The sequence below is a fragment of the Streptomyces sp. NBC_00258 genome, from assembly GCF_036182465.1.
Classification (GTDB): Bacteria; Actinomycetota; Actinomycetes; order Streptomycetales; family Streptomycetaceae; genus Streptomyces.
On record NZ_CP108081.1, the window covers coordinates 9,006,269 to 9,021,331 of the forward strand.

The following is a 15,063-nucleotide window of genomic DNA, read 5'->3' on the forward strand; positions in this document are numbered from 1 at the left end:
TGTCCCGACCTTCCTCCTCGGAAAACGGGCCCGCGGCCGCGCCCTTTCCCGGCCGACCGTGCCCGGAAAGTGAGTGCGCGCCGATGGAACACCGAACGATGTCCCGCAGGGGTCTGCTGGGGGCCTCCCTCGGCGGTGCGGGCGCCGCGCTGCTCGGCCTGACGGGATGCGGGGCGGGCAATGGCTCGGCCTCCGCGGGCACCGATCACCTGAGCCTCTGGTACTGGAAGGGCTCGCTGAGCGACAAGCTGCTCGCCACCGCCAGGCGTGCCGTACCCGGTGTGCCGGGGCTGAGGGTGAAGGGGTCCCAGATCCCCGACGGGGACATCGACTCGAAGGTCCGTACGAGTCTTGCCGCCCGTGCCTATGTGCCGGATCTGACGGTCGTGAACTCCGACAACCTCGCCACGTTCTTTCCCGATGAGAACGAGTTTCTTGACTTGCGGACGCTGGGTGCCGAGGGCGTGCGTGGTGAGTATCTCGACTGGAAGTGGAAGGGGTGCTTCGCTCCTTCGGGGCGGATGATCGGCTTCCCGCTCGATGCCGGACCTACCGCGCTCTACTACCGGCGTGATCTCTTCCGGCGGGCCGGGCTGCCCGACGAGCCGCAAGCCGTTGCCGAGGAGCTCTCCACCTGGGAGAAATACCTCGCTGCCGGGCAGGCGCTCCGGAAGGGGCCCGGCAAGCCGTATCTGGTGAGCAACGTCGGCAATGTTTTTCAGCAGGTGTTGCTCCAGAGCCCCAAGCAGTTCGTGGACGCCGACAACCGCTTCATCGGCGACCAGGAACACATCAGGCGCGCCTGGGACCTCTCCGTGGAGATCCTCCGGCAGGGGCTCAGCGCCCGGATCGTGGACGGCACGCCCGACTACAACGCGGCCATGAGCGGGGGACGCGTCGCTTCGATGACCACGGCGGTGTGGGCCATCAACGGACTGAAGGACACCGCGCCGAAGACGTCCGGGGCCTGGCGGCTGACCACCATGCCCGACGGACCCGCCAACTACGGCGGCTCGTACGTCACCCTGACCCGCTACTGCCGCGACCCGGAGGGCGCCTTCGCCTTCGTGAAGTGGCTGCTCGGCCCGGCGAACCAGCTCAAGAGCTACCAGGAGATGGCCCTGTTCCCCACCACTCCGGCCGCCTACGCCGACCCCGCGATGCACAAGCCCGACCCCTTCTTCGGCGGTCAGCGGCCCATCGACGTCTTCGGCCCGGCCGCCCAGAAGGCCCCCGTCGTCTACTTCAGCCCGTACGAGGAGACCGCCAACACCCCGTTCTTCCAGGAGCTGACCAACGTGGAATCGCTCGGCAAGAAACCCGACCGGGCCTGGCGGGACGCCGTGAACACCGCCGAGACCACGCTGTCCCGAATGGGGGTGAGCTGACATGGCCACGGTTCTCGACTCGGCCGGTGCGCCGGAGGCCGACGAACGGCGACCTGCCCGTCGCTCTCGCGCCACCGCCCCGGGCGGGCGACGGCGCCATGGGCCGCCCCTCCTCGCCATCTCGCCGTTCTACGTGCTCTTCGCCGTCTTCGGCGCCTTCCCGGTGGTCTTCTCCCTGTACCTGTCCTTCCAGGACTGGGACGGCATCGGTGACATGCGCTTCGTCGGGCTCAAGCAGTACGGCTGGCTGCTCGAGGACTCGGTGTTCTGGCACTCGGTGCTCAACACCTTCGAGATCTGGTTCCTGTCCACGGTGCCGATGCTGTTCCTGGCCCTGGTGCTCGCGTTCCTGCTGCACTCGCAGGTCCGGTTCACCGGCGCGTACCGGGTGGCGTACTTCATCCCCAACGTCACCTCGATGGTCGCCATGACCGTCGTCTTCGGCTCGGTCTTCGCCCAGACGGGACTCGCCAACTCGGCGCTGAGGGTCGTCGGGATCGACGGCGTCGGCTGGCTGTCCTCCGAGTGGGGGATCAAGGTGTCCCTCTCCATCATGATCATCTGGCGGTGGGTCGGCTACAACGCCCTGATCTTCCTGGCGGGCCTCCAGGCCATTCCGACCGAGCACTTCGAGGCCGCCCGTGTCGACGGGGCGAACAGCTGGCAGACCCTCTTCCGGGTCGTGCTGCCGCAGCTGCGGCCGGTGGTCCTCTTCGCCGCCGTCACGTCCACCATCAACGGCCTGCAGATCTTCACCGAGTCCCAGGTGCTGTTCCAGTCGACCGATGTCGGAACCATCGGCGGACCGGGCCAGGAAGGTATGACCATCGTGCTCTATCTGTGGCAGAAGGCCTTCAAGGACCACCAGTTCGGCTACGGGGCCGCGATGGGCTGGCTCCTCTTCGCGATCATCGCGGTCTTCACCCTCATCAACTGGCGGCTGGTCTCCGGCTCCGACCGCGAGGACCGCGCCGGTATCCGGTCACTGCTGCGACGCAAGGGGGCCGCCCGCAATGGCCGCTGACGACAGGACGACCGGGAGCGCGGGGCTCGCCATCGGCTCCGGCAGCCGGCTCACCCGGATCTGTGTCCGGGGGGTGCTGCTGCTCGGTGTGCTGATCTCGCTGTTCCCCTTCTACTGGCTGGTGGTGATGGCTTCCGGCACCACCGAGGACATCTACAGCTACCCGCCCAAGTTGGTACCGGGACCGCATCTCCTGGACAACATGGGGCGGGTGCTCGACACCGTCGACTTCTTCGGATCGCTGTTCAACACCGTCGTCGTCGCCGTGGTCGGGACCGCGCTGGTGCTGTTCTTCGACTCGCTGGCCGCGTTCGCCTTCGCCAAGTACGAGTTCCCGGGCAAGAAGTTCCTCTTCGGTGGCCTGCTGGTCACGTACATGATCCCCGCGCAGCTCTCCCTGGTGCCGCAGTTCGTCACCATGGCGGAGTTCGGCTGGGCCGGCTCGTTGCAGGCGCTGATCATTCCCGGTGCGGCCAACGCCTTCGGCATCTTCTGGATGCGCCAGTACGCGCAGAACTCGCTGCCCGACGAACTGCTCGACGCCGGGCGGATCGACGGCGCCGGTTTCTTCCGGCTCTACTGGCAGGTCGCGATGCCGTTGTTCCGGCCCGCGCTGGCGTTCCTCGGCATCTTCACCTTCATCAGCATCTGGAACGACTACATCTGGCCGCTGGTCGTGATGATCGACCCCGACAGGGTCACCCTCCAGGTCGCCCTGGCGAACCTCAACGTCCTCTACAACACCGACTACTCCCTGGTGATGGCAGGTGCGTTGATGAGCGTCGTTCCGCTGATCATCGTGTTCCTGATCGGGGCGCGGCACTTCCTCAGGGACCTCGCCGCGGGTGCCACGAAGATGTGACCCGGCCACGAACGTGCGGGGCGCCCCCCGGGATGGGGGGCGCCCCGCACGTTCGTGGTGAGGTGGTGGGCTACAGCGCCTGGGCCGACGGCTTCACCATGCCGCGGACCGTGCGGGACTTGACGAAGTTGCCGAGGGCCGTCATCTCCCACTCGCCGGAGAACTGCTTGATGAGCTTGGCCATCATCACGCCGGTCTGGGGCTCCGCGGTCGTGAGGTCGAAGCGGACCAGCTCCTCGCCCGTGGCGGCGTCCAGGAGGCGGCAGTAGGCCTTGGCGACCTCGGTGAACTTCTGGCCGGAGAAGGAGTTCACCGTGAAGACCAGGCCGGTGACCTCCTGGGGGAGCCGGCCCAGGTCCACGACGATCACCTCGTCGTCTCCGCCGCCCTCGCCCGTGAGGTTGTCGCCGGAGTGCTTGATCGCGCCGTTCACGATCGAGAGCTTGCCGAAGTAGCAGCTGTCGATGTGGTTGCGCTGAGGGCCGTACGCGATGACCGACGCGTCCAGGTCGATGTCCTTGCCGCGGTACGCCGGCTCCCAGCCGAGGCCCATCTTCACCTGGGAGAGGAACGGGCGGCCGCCCTTGACCAGGGACACGGTCTGGTTCTTCTGGAGGCTTACGCGGCCCTTGTCTAGGTTGATCTTCCCGGCGCCCGGGGCGGGGGCGGCAGGTGCCGCCGGGGGCGCGGGCGGTGCCGCGGGCGCGGTGACGGGCGGGGCCGGGGGTGTCACCGGGGTCTGGATCGTGGGGGCCGGCGGGGCGACCGGGGCCGCTGCCTGGGCCGGGGCGGCCGGCTCCTCCACCGTCACGCCGAAGTCCGTGGCGATGCCCGCCAGGCCGTTCGAGTACCCCTGGCCGACCGCTCGGGCCTTCCATGCGCCGTTGCGCAGGTAGACCTCGACGATCACCAGGGCCGTCTCCGAGCCGAGCTGGGGCGGGGTGAAGGAGGCCAGTACGGAGTTGTCGTCGGCGTTGCGGATCGTCGCCGTGGGCTCGACGCCCTGGAAGGTCTGGCCCGCGGCGTCCGGGCTCGCGGTGACGACGATCTTCTCGATGCCCGGGGGCACGGCCGTCGTGTCGACCGTGATCGAGTCGGGGCTGGTGCCGCCGCCGGAGCGGTATGTCACGCCCTGGCCGGTCGGCTGGTTGTAGAAGATGAAGTCGTCGTCGGAGCGCACCTTGCCGTCGGCGGTGAGCAGCAGGCCCGATACGTCGAGCCGCACCGGGGCGGCGACGTCCACCGTCACGCGGGTGACGGGGAGAGGGATGTTCGAGCCGGGGGTCATAGCTGTCATGCCCCGTGAACGACCGGGCCCGCTTTGCCGTTCCCTTACCTGACCGCCAATTGGGTCAGTGCGGGTTTGTGCTGGTCAGGGGTGGTCGGTGGCCGTCAGTGGCGGTTTCTGGGGTGGTTGCGGGCCGTTCGTTCGTTGCCGTGTTTGTAGTTGCCCGTCCAGCGGGCCATGACCAGTTGAGGGTCGCCGGATTCCACTTCCGCGAGGAACTGGGTGGCCCTCGGGCCGCGGAGGGTGGTGGCGGGGCGGGTGCCGTGTGTGATCGTCACGGTGCCGTCTGGGTGGTGGGCGTAGGCGAAGCCGTTGGGGCGGGGCATGGGGGGATGGTAGGTCGGCGGGGTGGGGCTGGCCCAAGGGTTTTTCGCCCCCGCCGCCCCTGCCCATTCCCGTCACTTACTCGGGGGCTTCGCCCCCGAACCCCCAAAAGACTGCGCAGTTCCCCGCGCCCCTTTTAGGGGCGCGGGGAACTGCGCGATCAGCCACAGCCGGACCCGCACTCGTAATCGCACTCCACGGGGTCTGGGGCGGAGCCCCAGGGGATGGGAATGGGCAGGGGCGGCGGGGGCGAGAAAGGTCCTACGGGACCACCACGATCTTTCGGCCGACGCCCGAGGCGAACTGGTCCAGGGCCTGGGGGTACTGGTCCAGGGGCAGTCGGTCGCTGATGAAGATGTCCGGGTCGAGGACACCCGTGGCGAAGAGCTCCGCCGCCCGCTCGAAGCTGTGGAGGACGGCCATGGAGCCGGTGATGGTGATCTCCTGGTTGTAGATGCGGTACGGGTCGATGGTGACCCGGGTCGCGTAGTCCGCCACGCCGAACTGGAGGAACGTGCCGGCCTTGGCCACCCGCTCCAGGCCGTCCTGGATCGCCGCCGCGTTGCCCGTGGCGTCGACGACGAGGTCCCACCCCTGCGGCCGGTCGAGCTCGTCGGCCCCGGTGGCCGTCGCCGAGACACCGAGCCGCTCGGCCGTCGCGAGCCGCTGCGGATTGATGTCCACGACGTCCACGCTCGCCGCACCCGTCCGCTTCGCGAGCTCCAGCATCATCAGGCCCATGGTTCCTGAGCCGTAGATCAGGACGTGGGCGCCCAGGCGGGAGTTCAGCACGTCGTAGCCGCGGACCGCGCAGGAGAGGGGCTCGACCAGGGCCGCGTCCTGGGTGCGGACGTGTTCGGGGAGCTTGACGCAGTTCGCCACGGGGGCCGCGGCGTACTGGGCCGCGCCGCCCGCCGTCGTCACGCCGATGGCCGCCCACCGTTCGCAGAGGTTGTTGTGGCCCGTACGGCAGAACCGGCACTCGTAGCAGTAGAGGGAGGGGTCCACCGCCACCCGGTCGCCGAGCGACAGCTCCGTAACCTGGGTGCCCACCCCGACCACCTCGCCCGCGAACTCGTGGCCCGGCACGATCGGCAGCTTGGGCGCGAACTCGCCCTGGAGGATGTGCAGATCGGTGCCGCACAGGCCGCAGGCGGCGACCTCCACGACGACCTCGCGGGGGCCCGGCGTCGGGTCCGGGACCTCGGCCACGACGGCACGGCCCACGGACTCGATGACTGCGGCCTTCATTTCACGGCTCCCAACGACAGGCCCTGGACGAGTTTGTCCTGGGCGGCGAACCCCGCGGCGAGCACCGGCAGGGAGATGACGAGCGACGCGGCGCACACCTTCGCCAGGAACAGGCCCTGGCTGGTGATGAAGCCGGTGAGGAAGACGGGGGCCGTCTCCGCCACCACGCCCGTGAGCACTCGGGCGAACAGCAGCTCGTTCCAGCTGAAGATGAAGCAGATCAGGGCTGTGGCCGCGATGCCCGGGAGGGCGATGGGGGCCACGACCCGCGCGAGGATCGTGGGCAGTTTCGCGCCGTCTATCTGCGCCGCCTCGATGATCGCCACCGGGACCTCGGAGAGGAACGACTGCATCATCCACACCGCGATCGGCAGGTTCATCGAGGTGTAGAGGATGACCAGGAGCCAGATGTTGTCCAGCATTCCCGTGTTCTTCGCGAAGAGGTAGATGGGCAGGAGGCCCGCGACCACCGGGAGCATCTTCGTGGAGAGGAAGAAGAACAGGACGTCGGTCCACTTCTTCACTGGGCGGATCGAGAGCGCGTATGCCGCGGGGAGGGCCAGCAGGAGGACCAGGAGCGTTGACGCCAGCGATGCCACCGTCGAGTTGATCAGCGACGGCCAGGGGCTCGCGCCGCCGCCCGCGCCGAAGAACTCGCGGTAGCCGTCGAGTGTGAGGGCGGCCCCGAAGGACGGGGGATTGGTCGCCGCGTCCTCCTCGGAGTGGAAGGACGTCAGGGCCATCCAGGCGATGGGCAGGAAGAAGACGATCCCGGCCAGCCAGGCGACCAGGCCGAGGCCCCTTCCCTTGGGGCGGCGGGGACCGGGGTGGCCGGACTCGGCAGTGCGGGGACGTACACGTACAGCGGTGGCGCTCATGCGCGGCCCACCTCCTCGCGGAACAGGGACGAGACCACGCGCAGCGCGAAGGTCGCGATGATGATCGAGCCGATGACGACCAGGACGCCGGCCGCGGAGGCGAGGCCGTTCTCGTGGGCCTGGTAGAAGCTCTGGTAGACGGTGTAGGGCAGGTTCGCGGTGCCCAGGCCGCCGGATGTGATGGTGAAGACCGCGTCGAAGTTCTGGACGATGTAGATCGAGCCCAGCAGGGCGCCCAGTTCGAGGTAGCGGCGCAGGTGGGGCAGGGTCAGATAGCGGAAGACCTGCCAGTCGCTCGCGCCGTCGACCTTCGCGGCCTCGATCTGCTGGTGGTCGCGGCTCTGCAGCCCCGCCAGAAGGATCAGCATCATGAAGGGCGTCCACTGCCAGACGAGGGACATCTCGACGGCGAGCAGCGGGGTGTTGGAGATCCAGTCCGGCTGTGGTCCGCCCACATAGTGCAACAACCCATTGAGCAGGCCGTATTCAGGGTTGTAGAGCACATGCTTCCAGAGCAGGGCCGCCGCCACGGGGACCACCAGGAAGGGTGCGATCAGGAGCGTACGGACCAGGCCGCGGCCCCGGAACTTCCGGTCCAGGAGGAGGGCGAGGCCCAGGCCCAGGACGAGGCTGGCCAGGACGACGGCGACTGTCAGCAGGATGGTCGTCCACACCGACTTGCGCAGGGCCGCGTCGGTGAGGACCTCGGAGTAGTTGCCGAAGCCCGTGAAGCTGCGGGCGTCCGGGTAGAGGGAGTTCCAGTCGAAGAAGGAGATCACCAGCGTGGCCACGAAGGGGAGCTGGGTCACGGCGATCATGAAGATCAGGGCGGGGAGGAGCGGGGCCCGGGTCGCCCAGGCGCGCATGCGGCCCGAGGGACGCTTCTCGGTGTGTACGGATGGTGCGGCTATGGGAGCCGTTGTTGTGGCGGTCATCGTCCCTCGTACTCCTCGGCGATCTCCTCGGCCAGCTTCTGGGACTTGTTCAGGGCCGACTCGACGGACTGGCGTCCGGCGATGGCCGCGCTGATCTCCTGCGAGACCTTGGTGCCGAGATCGGTGAACTCGGGGATGCCGACGAACTGGATGCCGGGCGCGGGCCGCGGCTGTACGCCGGGGTCGGTGGGCCTGGCGCCCTCGATGGCCTCCTTGGTCATCTCCTGGAAGGCGCCGGCCTCCTTGCGGTAGTCGGCGTTGGTGTACGTGGAGGCGCGCTTGCCGGCCGGGACGTTGGACCAGCCGATCTCGTCGCCGACCAGCTGCTCGTACTCCTTGCTGGACGCCCAGGAGACGAACTTCCAGGCCTTGTCGGGGTTCCGGGACGCGTCCTGGATGCCCCAGGCCCAGGTGTAGAGCCAGCCGGAGGACTCGGTCTTCTCGACGGGCGCCGGTACGTAGCCGATCTTGCCCTTGACCGGGGACTTCGCCGACTCCAGGGAACCGGCCGCGGACGTGGCGTCGTACCACATGGCGACCTTGCCCTGGGTCATGTTGTTGAGGCACTCGGCGAAGCCGGCCTGGGGTGCGCCTGCCTCGCCGTGGTCGCGGACGAGGTCCACGTAGAACTTCACCGCCCGTTCCCACTCGGGGGAGTCGAGCCGCGCCTTCCAGCCCTTGTCGAACCACGTGCCGCCGAAGGTGTTCACGACCGTGGTGAGCGGGGCCATGACCTCGCCCCAGCCGGGCAGGCCGCGCAGACAGATGCCCTTCATGCCCGACTCGGCACCGTCGGCCTTGGCCGCGAGGTCGGCCACCTGGGTCCAGGTGGGGCGCTCGGGCATGGTGAGGCCCTTCGCCTCGAACACGTCCTTGCGGTACATCAGGAAGGACGACTCGCCGTAGAAGGGCTGCCCGTAGAGCTTGCCGTCGTCCGCGGTGAGGGACTGGCGCATGGGCTTGAGGACGTCCTGCTCGTCGTACTTCGGGTCCTTCGCGACGTACGAGTCCATCTCGTGCAGCCAGTCGTTCTTGGCGTAGATCGGTATCTCGTAGTTGGACAGGGTGGCGACGTCGTACTGGCCGGCCTGGTTGGCGAAGTCCTGGCTGATCTTGTCGCGGACGTCGTTCTCCGGCAGCACGGTGAAGTTCACCTTGATGCCGGTCTCCTTGGTGAAGTGGGCGGCGGTGAGCTTCTGCAACTCCACCATCTGCGGGTTGTTGACCATGAGGACGTTGATGGAGTTGCCACCGGAGCCCGCTCCGCCCGCTCCGGCCCAGCAACCGGAGAGCAGCGGGGCGAGCAGCGTCCCTGCGGCGGCCGCGACGAGCGTCGCGCGCGGCCTCCGTCGGCTCTGGGTTCGCATGGATCGCTCCTGGATGTATCAGTACATATGGGATGAAACAGGGGAGTGTGATGCCTCTGTAGTGGGTCAGTTGTTTTTTCGAACTCTTTGGGGACTGGGGTGCGGTCTCTGTTTCAGACCCGGATGACCTGAGGGCCCTGCATCGAGTAGCGGTGGGCCTCGGACGTGGGCAGGAGGGTGCTGGTGACGATCGCCTCCAGTGCACTGATCTCCGCGAACCGGCAGAAGCTCACGGCGCCGAACTTGGTGTGCACCCCCGCGAACACCGTGCGCCGGGCGGCCCGGATGGCCTGTGACTTGACCTCGCTGACGGCCGGGTCGGGGGTGGTGAGGCCGTGTTCGCGCGAGATGCCGTTGGCTCCGATGAACGCCAGGTCGATGACGAACCCGGCGAGCATCTTCGTCGTCCAGTGGTCGACGGTCGCGAGGGTGCCGGGCCTGACCCGGCCACCGAGCAGCAGCACCGTCGTGTTGTCGGCCTCGGCCAGCGCTCCCGCGGTGGCCAGGGACGCGGTGACCACGGTCAGCGGCCGGTCCCTGGGCAGTGATTCGGCGATGAGCTGCGGGGTGAACCCCTCGTCGACGAAGACCGTCTCGGCGTCCCCGAGCAGCTCGGCCGCGGCGGCCGCGATCCGGCGCTTCTCGGGCACATGGCTGGTGGCGCGGAAGGCGAGCGTCGTCTCGAAGCCGGCGCTCTCCACCGGATAGGCGCCGCCGTGCGTGCGGCGGACGAGTCCGTGGTCCTCCAGGGCTCGCAGATCCCGTCGTACGGTCTCCTTGGCGACGCCCAGCTCGGCGGCGAGCTCGTTCACATCGACGGCGCCGGTGCGGCGGGCGCTCTTCACGATCTCCCGCTGACGTTCTTCCGCGCTCATGCCCGACACCCGCTCTCCGTGCTCACTGCCCGTTCGGGCCCGGTGGGGCCCATGGGGGAAGTTCTACAGCGGGTACGCGCCACTGACCAGGTCTGTTGCGGGCCCGATGGCGCCCGTATGTGACCGTAACGAGCGACGGCTGCCCGTGCCGGACCTGCGGTGCAGCGGAATTCGGGCAGTGAGCATGCCCGAACTGCGGGGCGGGCGGGCCCGTTCGGTGCCCGTCGGCCCCGTGAGGTGGTCCGTGCGTGGTGGCCGGATGTGCCGGCGGTGGCGGGTGCGACCGAACGGGAGCTCCGGCCCGGACGCGAGCGTCAGTACGGCCAGACCGGCGGGTTGGTCACGAAGTGTCCGCCCAGGCGGGTGTGGTCCGGGTTGTGCGGGTCCAGCTCGCCCTGCTCGGCGATCAGCTTCTCGGCGTACTGCTCCGAGTCGTCCTGCGGCTCGTAGCCGAGCCCCCGGGCGGAGGTCAGGTCCCACCACAGGCGGGTGTTCGCGGAGGAGCCGTGGACGACGGTGTGCTCGACGTCCTCGGCGGTCAGGGCCGCGTGGAAGAGGCGGGCGCCGTCGCCGGGGCTCATCCAGACCGACAGCATGCGCACGCTGGTCGGCTCCATGAAGCAGGAGCCGATCCGCACGGAGACGGTCTCCAGGCCGTGCTTGTCCCAGTACAACTGCGCCAGGTCCTCGCCGAACGACTTCGACAGTCCGTAGAAGGTGTCCGGGCGGCGCGGGGTGTCGATGGGGATGAGTGTGTCCGGGGCGTGGGGTGCCTCGCCCTCGGGGTGCGGGGTGAAGCCGACCGCGTGGTTGGAGGAGGCGAAGACGATGCGCCGGACGCCCTCCTCGCGCGCCGCCTCGTACAGGTTGTACGTGCCCTCGATGTTCGCCTTGAGGATCTTCTCGAAGGTGGACTCCAGGGAGATGCCCGCGAGGTGGATGATCGCGTCCACGCCCCGCACGGCCTCGCGCAGGGCCTCCTTGTCGCCGAGGTCCGCGGTGATCGCGTCCGGCTCGCCCTCGATCGGGAGCAGGTCGAGGAGGCGCAGCTCGTATCCGTAGGCGGGCAGCAGTCCGCGCATCAGGGTGCCGAGACCGCCGGCGGCGCCGGTGAGCAGAACGGTGCGGGGAGCGGGCATCCTCGGGTCTCCTTGAATCAGCAGCCGTCACCGTGTGCGGCATTCACATCCGTGGACACGCTAAGGATCGTCGACGGACCGCGTCAAGTGTCGCGCGGAGTGGTGAAATCCGCTGCCCTTCCGTGCTCTTTCTGCCCCCTTGTTGCTCCCGCAATGCATGTTGGCCCGCTTGACCGCCCCCAAGAGGGCGCCTTAGCGTGGAAGCGTTCAGGGATATGGACATGGATCAGAAACGTGCACGAGTCGGCGTGTGCGTGCATGCTCATGCTCTAGGGAGAGCCCGTGACGTCAGCCCCCCTTGCCGCTCGACTCAGTATCCCGAGCGGGCCGCTGTTCTTCCCCGTCACCGCGTACGACCGCGACGGAGCCGTCGACCTCGACGTCTACCGCGAGCACGTCCGGCGGGGTGTCGAGGCCGGGGCCGCCGCCGTCTTCGCCTGCTGCGGGACCGGGGAGTTCCACGCGCTCACGCCCGAGGAGTTCCAGGACTGCGTACGGGCGGCCGTCGAGGAGACGGCGGGCCGCGTCCCCGTCGTCGCGGGCGCCGGGTACGGGACCGCGCTCGCCGTGCGGTACGCGCGGCTCGCCGAGGAGGCCGGCGCGGACGGGCTGCTCGCCATGCCGCCCTATCTCGTCGTCGCCGGGCAGGAGGGGCTGCTGCGGCACTACTCGGAGCTGGCCGCCGCCACCTCGCTCGACGTCATCGTGTACCAGCGCGACAACGCCGTGTTCACGCCCGACACCGTCGTCTCGCTGGCCCGCGCCGAAGGGATCATCGGCTTCAAGGACGGGCTCGGCGACCTCGACCTGATGCAGCGCATCGTGAGCGCCGTGCGGTCCGAGTACCCGGGCGACTTCCTCTACTTCAACGGGCTGCCGACCGCCGAGCTCACCGGCCTCGCCTACCGCGGCATCGGCATCACGCTGTACTCCTCCGCCATCTTCTGCTTCGCGCCCGAGATCGCCCTCGCCTTCCACCGGGCCCTGGGCTCCGGCGACGACGCCACCGTGAACCGCCTCCTCGACGGCTTCTACCGGCCTCTCGTCGAACTGCGCGCCCAGGGCCGCGGGTACGCTGTCTCGCTGGTCAAGGCGGGCGTACGGCTGCGGGGGCTCGACGTGGGCGAGGTGCGGCCGCCGCTGCACGAGCCGGCCGAGGAGCATGTCAAGCAGCTCGCCCAGCTGATCGAGCGGGGCTACGCGCTTCTGGAGGAGGGCAAGTGAAGGCGTCGACCTTCGTCTATCCGTGGGACGTCAACGGCGACCCCGACGCGGCGGCACGCATCGCCGGGCTCGGCGTACAGCAGGCGACGCTCGCCTCCGCCTACCACTCCACGCGCGCCCTGACTCCCCGCCATCCCCGGCACCGCATCGTCACAGCGCTGCACGCCTCCGCGCTCTACCCGACGGACCCCGCGCGGTGGCAGGGCCGCAGGCTCCGGCCGTACGCCGCCGGGGACTGGGCGTCCGGAGACGCGTACGGGGAGGCCGCGTCGGCTCTCGCGGAGGCGGGGCTCGATGTGCACACCTGGGTGGTGCTCGCGCACAACTCCCGTATGGGCGTGGAGTTTCCGGACACCTCCGTGGTCAACGCCTATGGGGACCGCTACTCGTGGGCTCCCTGCGTCGCGCAGCCCGACACGCGCACGTACCTGGTCGATCTGGCCGTCGAGGCGGCGGTCCGTCCCGGCGCCGCGGGAACGGAGCTGGAGTCCCTCGGCTGGTACGGGCTCCCACATCTGCACGCCCACGACAAGACGGCGGGCGTGGCACTCGGGGACGCCGGCACGTACCTGATGTCGCTGTGCTTCTGCCCGTCGTGCGGGGACGGGTATACGCAACTGGGCCTCGACCCCGAGGAGTTGGCGGCCGCGGTCCGGCGTGCCCTGGAGCCCGTGTGGCGGGGCGAGGCTCCCGTCGAGGGCTGGGAGGACGTGGAGAAGCTGCTCGGCGCCGAACTCGCGACGGCCACGCGCGCGTGGCGTGACTCGGTCGCCCGGTCCCTCCAGACGGAGGCCGTCCTCGCCGTACGCGCGGCCGCGCCCGAGGGGTTCCAGATCCTGCTGCACGCGGACCCGGTCTCCTACCGCGTCGGTGCGAACCCCGGTGTGGGCCCCGGGCACATCCTGTCGGTCGCCGACGGAGTGGTCGTACCGTGCGCCGCGGGGCCCGAGCCGCTGATCCCCTTCGCCGAGCAGGGAGTCGACGGGGCTGTGCTGGCGGCCAACTTCACCGTGGTGAGCGGGATGGGCGGCCGCCCCGCGAAACTCGTCGAGGACGTGACCCGGGCCGTCGAGCTGGGAGCCACCGAAGTGCGGCTGTATCACGCGGGGTTGGCGTCCGACGAGGACCTGACGCTCGTGACGGAGGCGCTCGCCCGGCTGGGAGCGCGGTAGTCAGTCTGCGGGTCCGGTGGGGGCTTGTCGCGCAGTTCCCCGCGCCATTGCCGGAGCGCGGTACCGCAACATGGGCGCGACCGTGACGAGTCGTGCGATCCCGAGAACCGCCAACAGCACGCGGTGGTCGACGAGTTCGACCAGGCCCGCGCCCAGTGCGAGTCCCACCGCGGTCGGGGCGAACAGCAGCGTGTTGGCGGTCGCCGTCGTGCGCCCCAGCAGGGCGTCCGGAGTCTCGCGCTGGACCGCGGTGAGTGCCGCGATCAGTACGCAGGGGAGACCCACGCCGACCGCCGCGGCCGAGGCGAGGACCACCGCGTCGTAGGGGAGCGCGCGAGCCGTCACCGCCACGGCCGTGAGCGCGATCCCGTACCCAGCGAACCGGCGTTCGCCCAGGCGCCGCATGAGCGGGCCCGCGGCCGGCCCGACCGCCACCGAGCCGACGCCCTGGGCGACGTACAGGACACCCACGTACGCGGGCGAGTGGCCGAGGCCCTCCACCACCGCGTAGATGAACGCGCCGTTGAGGCCCGAGAAGAGCATGGTCGTGCCGCCCGCGAGGACGAGCCGGCGCAGGGTCGCGTGGCCCCACAAGTAGCGGGCGCCTTCGGCGGTTTGTGTGCGCCAGTCGGCCAGGGTGGAGGCCGTGAGCGGCTTCGGCTCCTGTACGCGCAGGAGCGTGTAGAGGCCCGCGGCCAGGGCGAAGGTGACCGCGTCCAGGAGCGCGACGCGGGCGCCCCCGTACGCCGCGTACAGGCCCGCTCCGGCGAGCGGGGCCAGGAGTTTCATGCCCTCGTTGGCCGTCATGCGCAGGCCGTTGAAGTCGCCGAGGAGCTGCTTGTCGACGGCCGTGGCCACCAGGGCCGACTCCGCCGCGTCGTGGACGACGCCGGCCGCTCCGTAGACCAGGAGCACGGTGAAGAGGATCCACAGGGTGCCGGGGGAGTCGACGGCGAACAGGGGCAGCAGGAGTGCGGCCAGGCCCAGGTTCGTCCACACCAGCAGGGGCCGGCGGCGGGTGCGGTCCGCGAGGGTGCCCAGGGCCGGGCCGATCAGCGTGGGCGCCCAGAGAGCGAAGACGCAGAGGGCGGCCAGGCCGTCCGAGCCGGTCAGGTCCTTCACCCAGATCCCGGACACCAGCCACATCGCCGACGAGCCGAACCCGGAGACCACGACTCCGCCGAGGTACAGACCCGCGTTGCGGTCTCTGAGGACGCGGGTCACCGCCCACGTCTGTGTCCATGTCGTCATGCCTGGTCATCGTGGGCCTAAGGCCCTGGGCCGGGCATCGGGCAGGTGCCCTACTCGGGGCGTCGGGGAAGGGGCAGCGGGGTCG

General features: G+C 69.6%; 14 protein-coding genes. 5 read left to right on the forward strand and 9 right to left on the reverse strand.

The window, feature by feature from the left end; translation table 11 throughout:
- The first annotated feature begins 98 nt into the window (after window positions 1-98).
- Genes OG718_RS40105 through OG718_RS40115 form a run of 3 tightly spaced genes read left to right on the forward strand, consistent with a single transcriptional unit; the run spans window position 99 to window position 3,274 of the window.
- Window positions 99-1,388 carry an ABC transporter substrate-binding protein gene (locus OG718_RS40105; RefSeq protein WP_328846511.1) on the forward strand — a complete coding sequence of 430 codons (1,290 nt, stop codon included), beginning with the start codon at window positions 99-101 and terminating at the stop codon, window positions 1,386-1,388.
- Between the two features lies 1 nt (window position 1,389).
- Window positions 1,390-2,412: a carbohydrate ABC transporter permease gene (locus OG718_RS40110; RefSeq protein ID WP_143637291.1), complete on the forward strand. Its 1,023-nt coding sequence runs from the start codon at window positions 1,390-1,392 to the stop codon at window positions 2,410-2,412.
- The gene (locus OG718_RS40115; protein ID WP_306940638.1) at window positions 2,402-3,274 is read left to right on the forward strand and encodes a carbohydrate ABC transporter permease; all 873 of its coding nucleotides are present in this window, start codon (window positions 2,402-2,404) and stop codon (window positions 3,272-3,274) included. The genes OG718_RS40110 and OG718_RS40115 overlap by 11 nt, the downstream gene beginning before the upstream one ends.
- A 70-nt stretch (window positions 3,275-3,344) precedes the next feature.
- Here OG718_RS40115 and OG718_RS40120 read toward each other — a convergent pair whose 3' ends face one another.
- From OG718_RS40120 to OG718_RS40155, 8 genes are all read right to left on the reverse strand, one after another.
- Window positions 3,345-4,562, reverse strand: coding sequence for a TerD family protein (locus tag OG718_RS40120; protein WP_143637975.1), 1,218 nt, complete (start codon window positions 4,560-4,562; stop codon window positions 3,345-3,347).
- A gap of 104 nt (window positions 4,563-4,666) precedes the next feature.
- Window positions 4,667-4,888, reverse strand: coding sequence for a hypothetical protein (locus OG718_RS40125; RefSeq protein WP_143637284.1), 222 nt, complete (start codon window positions 4,886-4,888; stop codon window positions 4,667-4,669).
- Window positions 4,889-5,147: 259 nt separating this feature from the next.
- Window positions 5,148-6,137 carry a zinc-dependent alcohol dehydrogenase family protein gene (locus OG718_RS40130; RefSeq protein WP_328846512.1) on the reverse strand — a complete coding sequence of 330 codons (990 nt, stop codon included), beginning with the start codon at window positions 6,135-6,137 and terminating at the stop codon, window positions 5,148-5,150.
- Window positions 6,134-7,015, reverse strand: a complete 882-nt coding sequence (locus tag OG718_RS40135; RefSeq protein WP_143637277.1) for a carbohydrate ABC transporter permease — start codon at window positions 7,013-7,015, stop codon at window positions 6,134-6,136. The genes OG718_RS40130 and OG718_RS40135 overlap by 4 nt, the downstream gene beginning before the upstream one ends.
- On the reverse strand, window positions 7,012-7,950 hold the full coding sequence (locus OG718_RS40140; RefSeq protein WP_143637274.1) for a carbohydrate ABC transporter permease: 939 nt from the start codon (window positions 7,948-7,950) through the stop codon (window positions 7,012-7,014). Before OG718_RS40140 ends, OG718_RS40135 begins: the two co-directional genes overlap by 4 nt.
- Window positions 7,947-9,317: an ABC transporter substrate-binding protein gene (locus OG718_RS40145; protein WP_143637271.1), complete on the reverse strand. Its 1,371-nt coding sequence runs from the start codon at window positions 9,315-9,317 to the stop codon at window positions 7,947-7,949. The genes OG718_RS40140 and OG718_RS40145 overlap by 4 nt, the downstream gene beginning before the upstream one ends.
- 113 nt (window positions 9,318-9,430) lie before the next feature.
- A complete protein-coding gene (locus OG718_RS40150; protein ID WP_143637268.1) occupies window positions 9,431-10,201 on the reverse strand; it encodes a DeoR/GlpR family DNA-binding transcription regulator in 771 nt (256 codons plus the stop codon).
- A gap of 305 nt (window positions 10,202-10,506) precedes the next feature.
- The gene (locus OG718_RS40155; RefSeq protein ID WP_143637265.1) at window positions 10,507-11,331 is read right to left on the reverse strand and encodes an NAD-dependent epimerase/dehydratase family protein; all 825 of its coding nucleotides are present in this window, start codon (window positions 11,329-11,331) and stop codon (window positions 10,507-10,509) included.
- Window positions 11,332-11,613: 282 nt separating this feature from the next.
- On the opposite strand from OG718_RS40155, the gene OG718_RS40160 reads away from it, so the two are divergent.
- Window positions 11,614-12,555 carry a 5-dehydro-4-deoxyglucarate dehydratase gene (locus OG718_RS40160; protein WP_143637262.1) on the forward strand — a complete coding sequence of 314 codons (942 nt, stop codon included), beginning with the start codon at window positions 11,614-11,616 and terminating at the stop codon, window positions 12,553-12,555.
- The gene (locus OG718_RS40165; protein ID WP_143637260.1) at window positions 12,552-13,727 is read left to right on the forward strand and encodes a hypothetical protein; all 1,176 of its coding nucleotides are present in this window, start codon (window positions 12,552-12,554) and stop codon (window positions 13,725-13,727) included. The genes OG718_RS40160 and OG718_RS40165 overlap by 4 nt, the downstream gene beginning before the upstream one ends.
- On the opposite strand, the gene OG718_RS40170 is transcribed toward OG718_RS40165, so the two are convergent.
- Entirely contained in the window at window positions 13,728-14,978 is a 1,251-nt protein-coding gene (locus tag OG718_RS40170; protein WP_143637257.1) for an MFS transporter, read from the reverse strand.
- Window positions 14,979-15,063 lie beyond the last annotated feature (85 nt).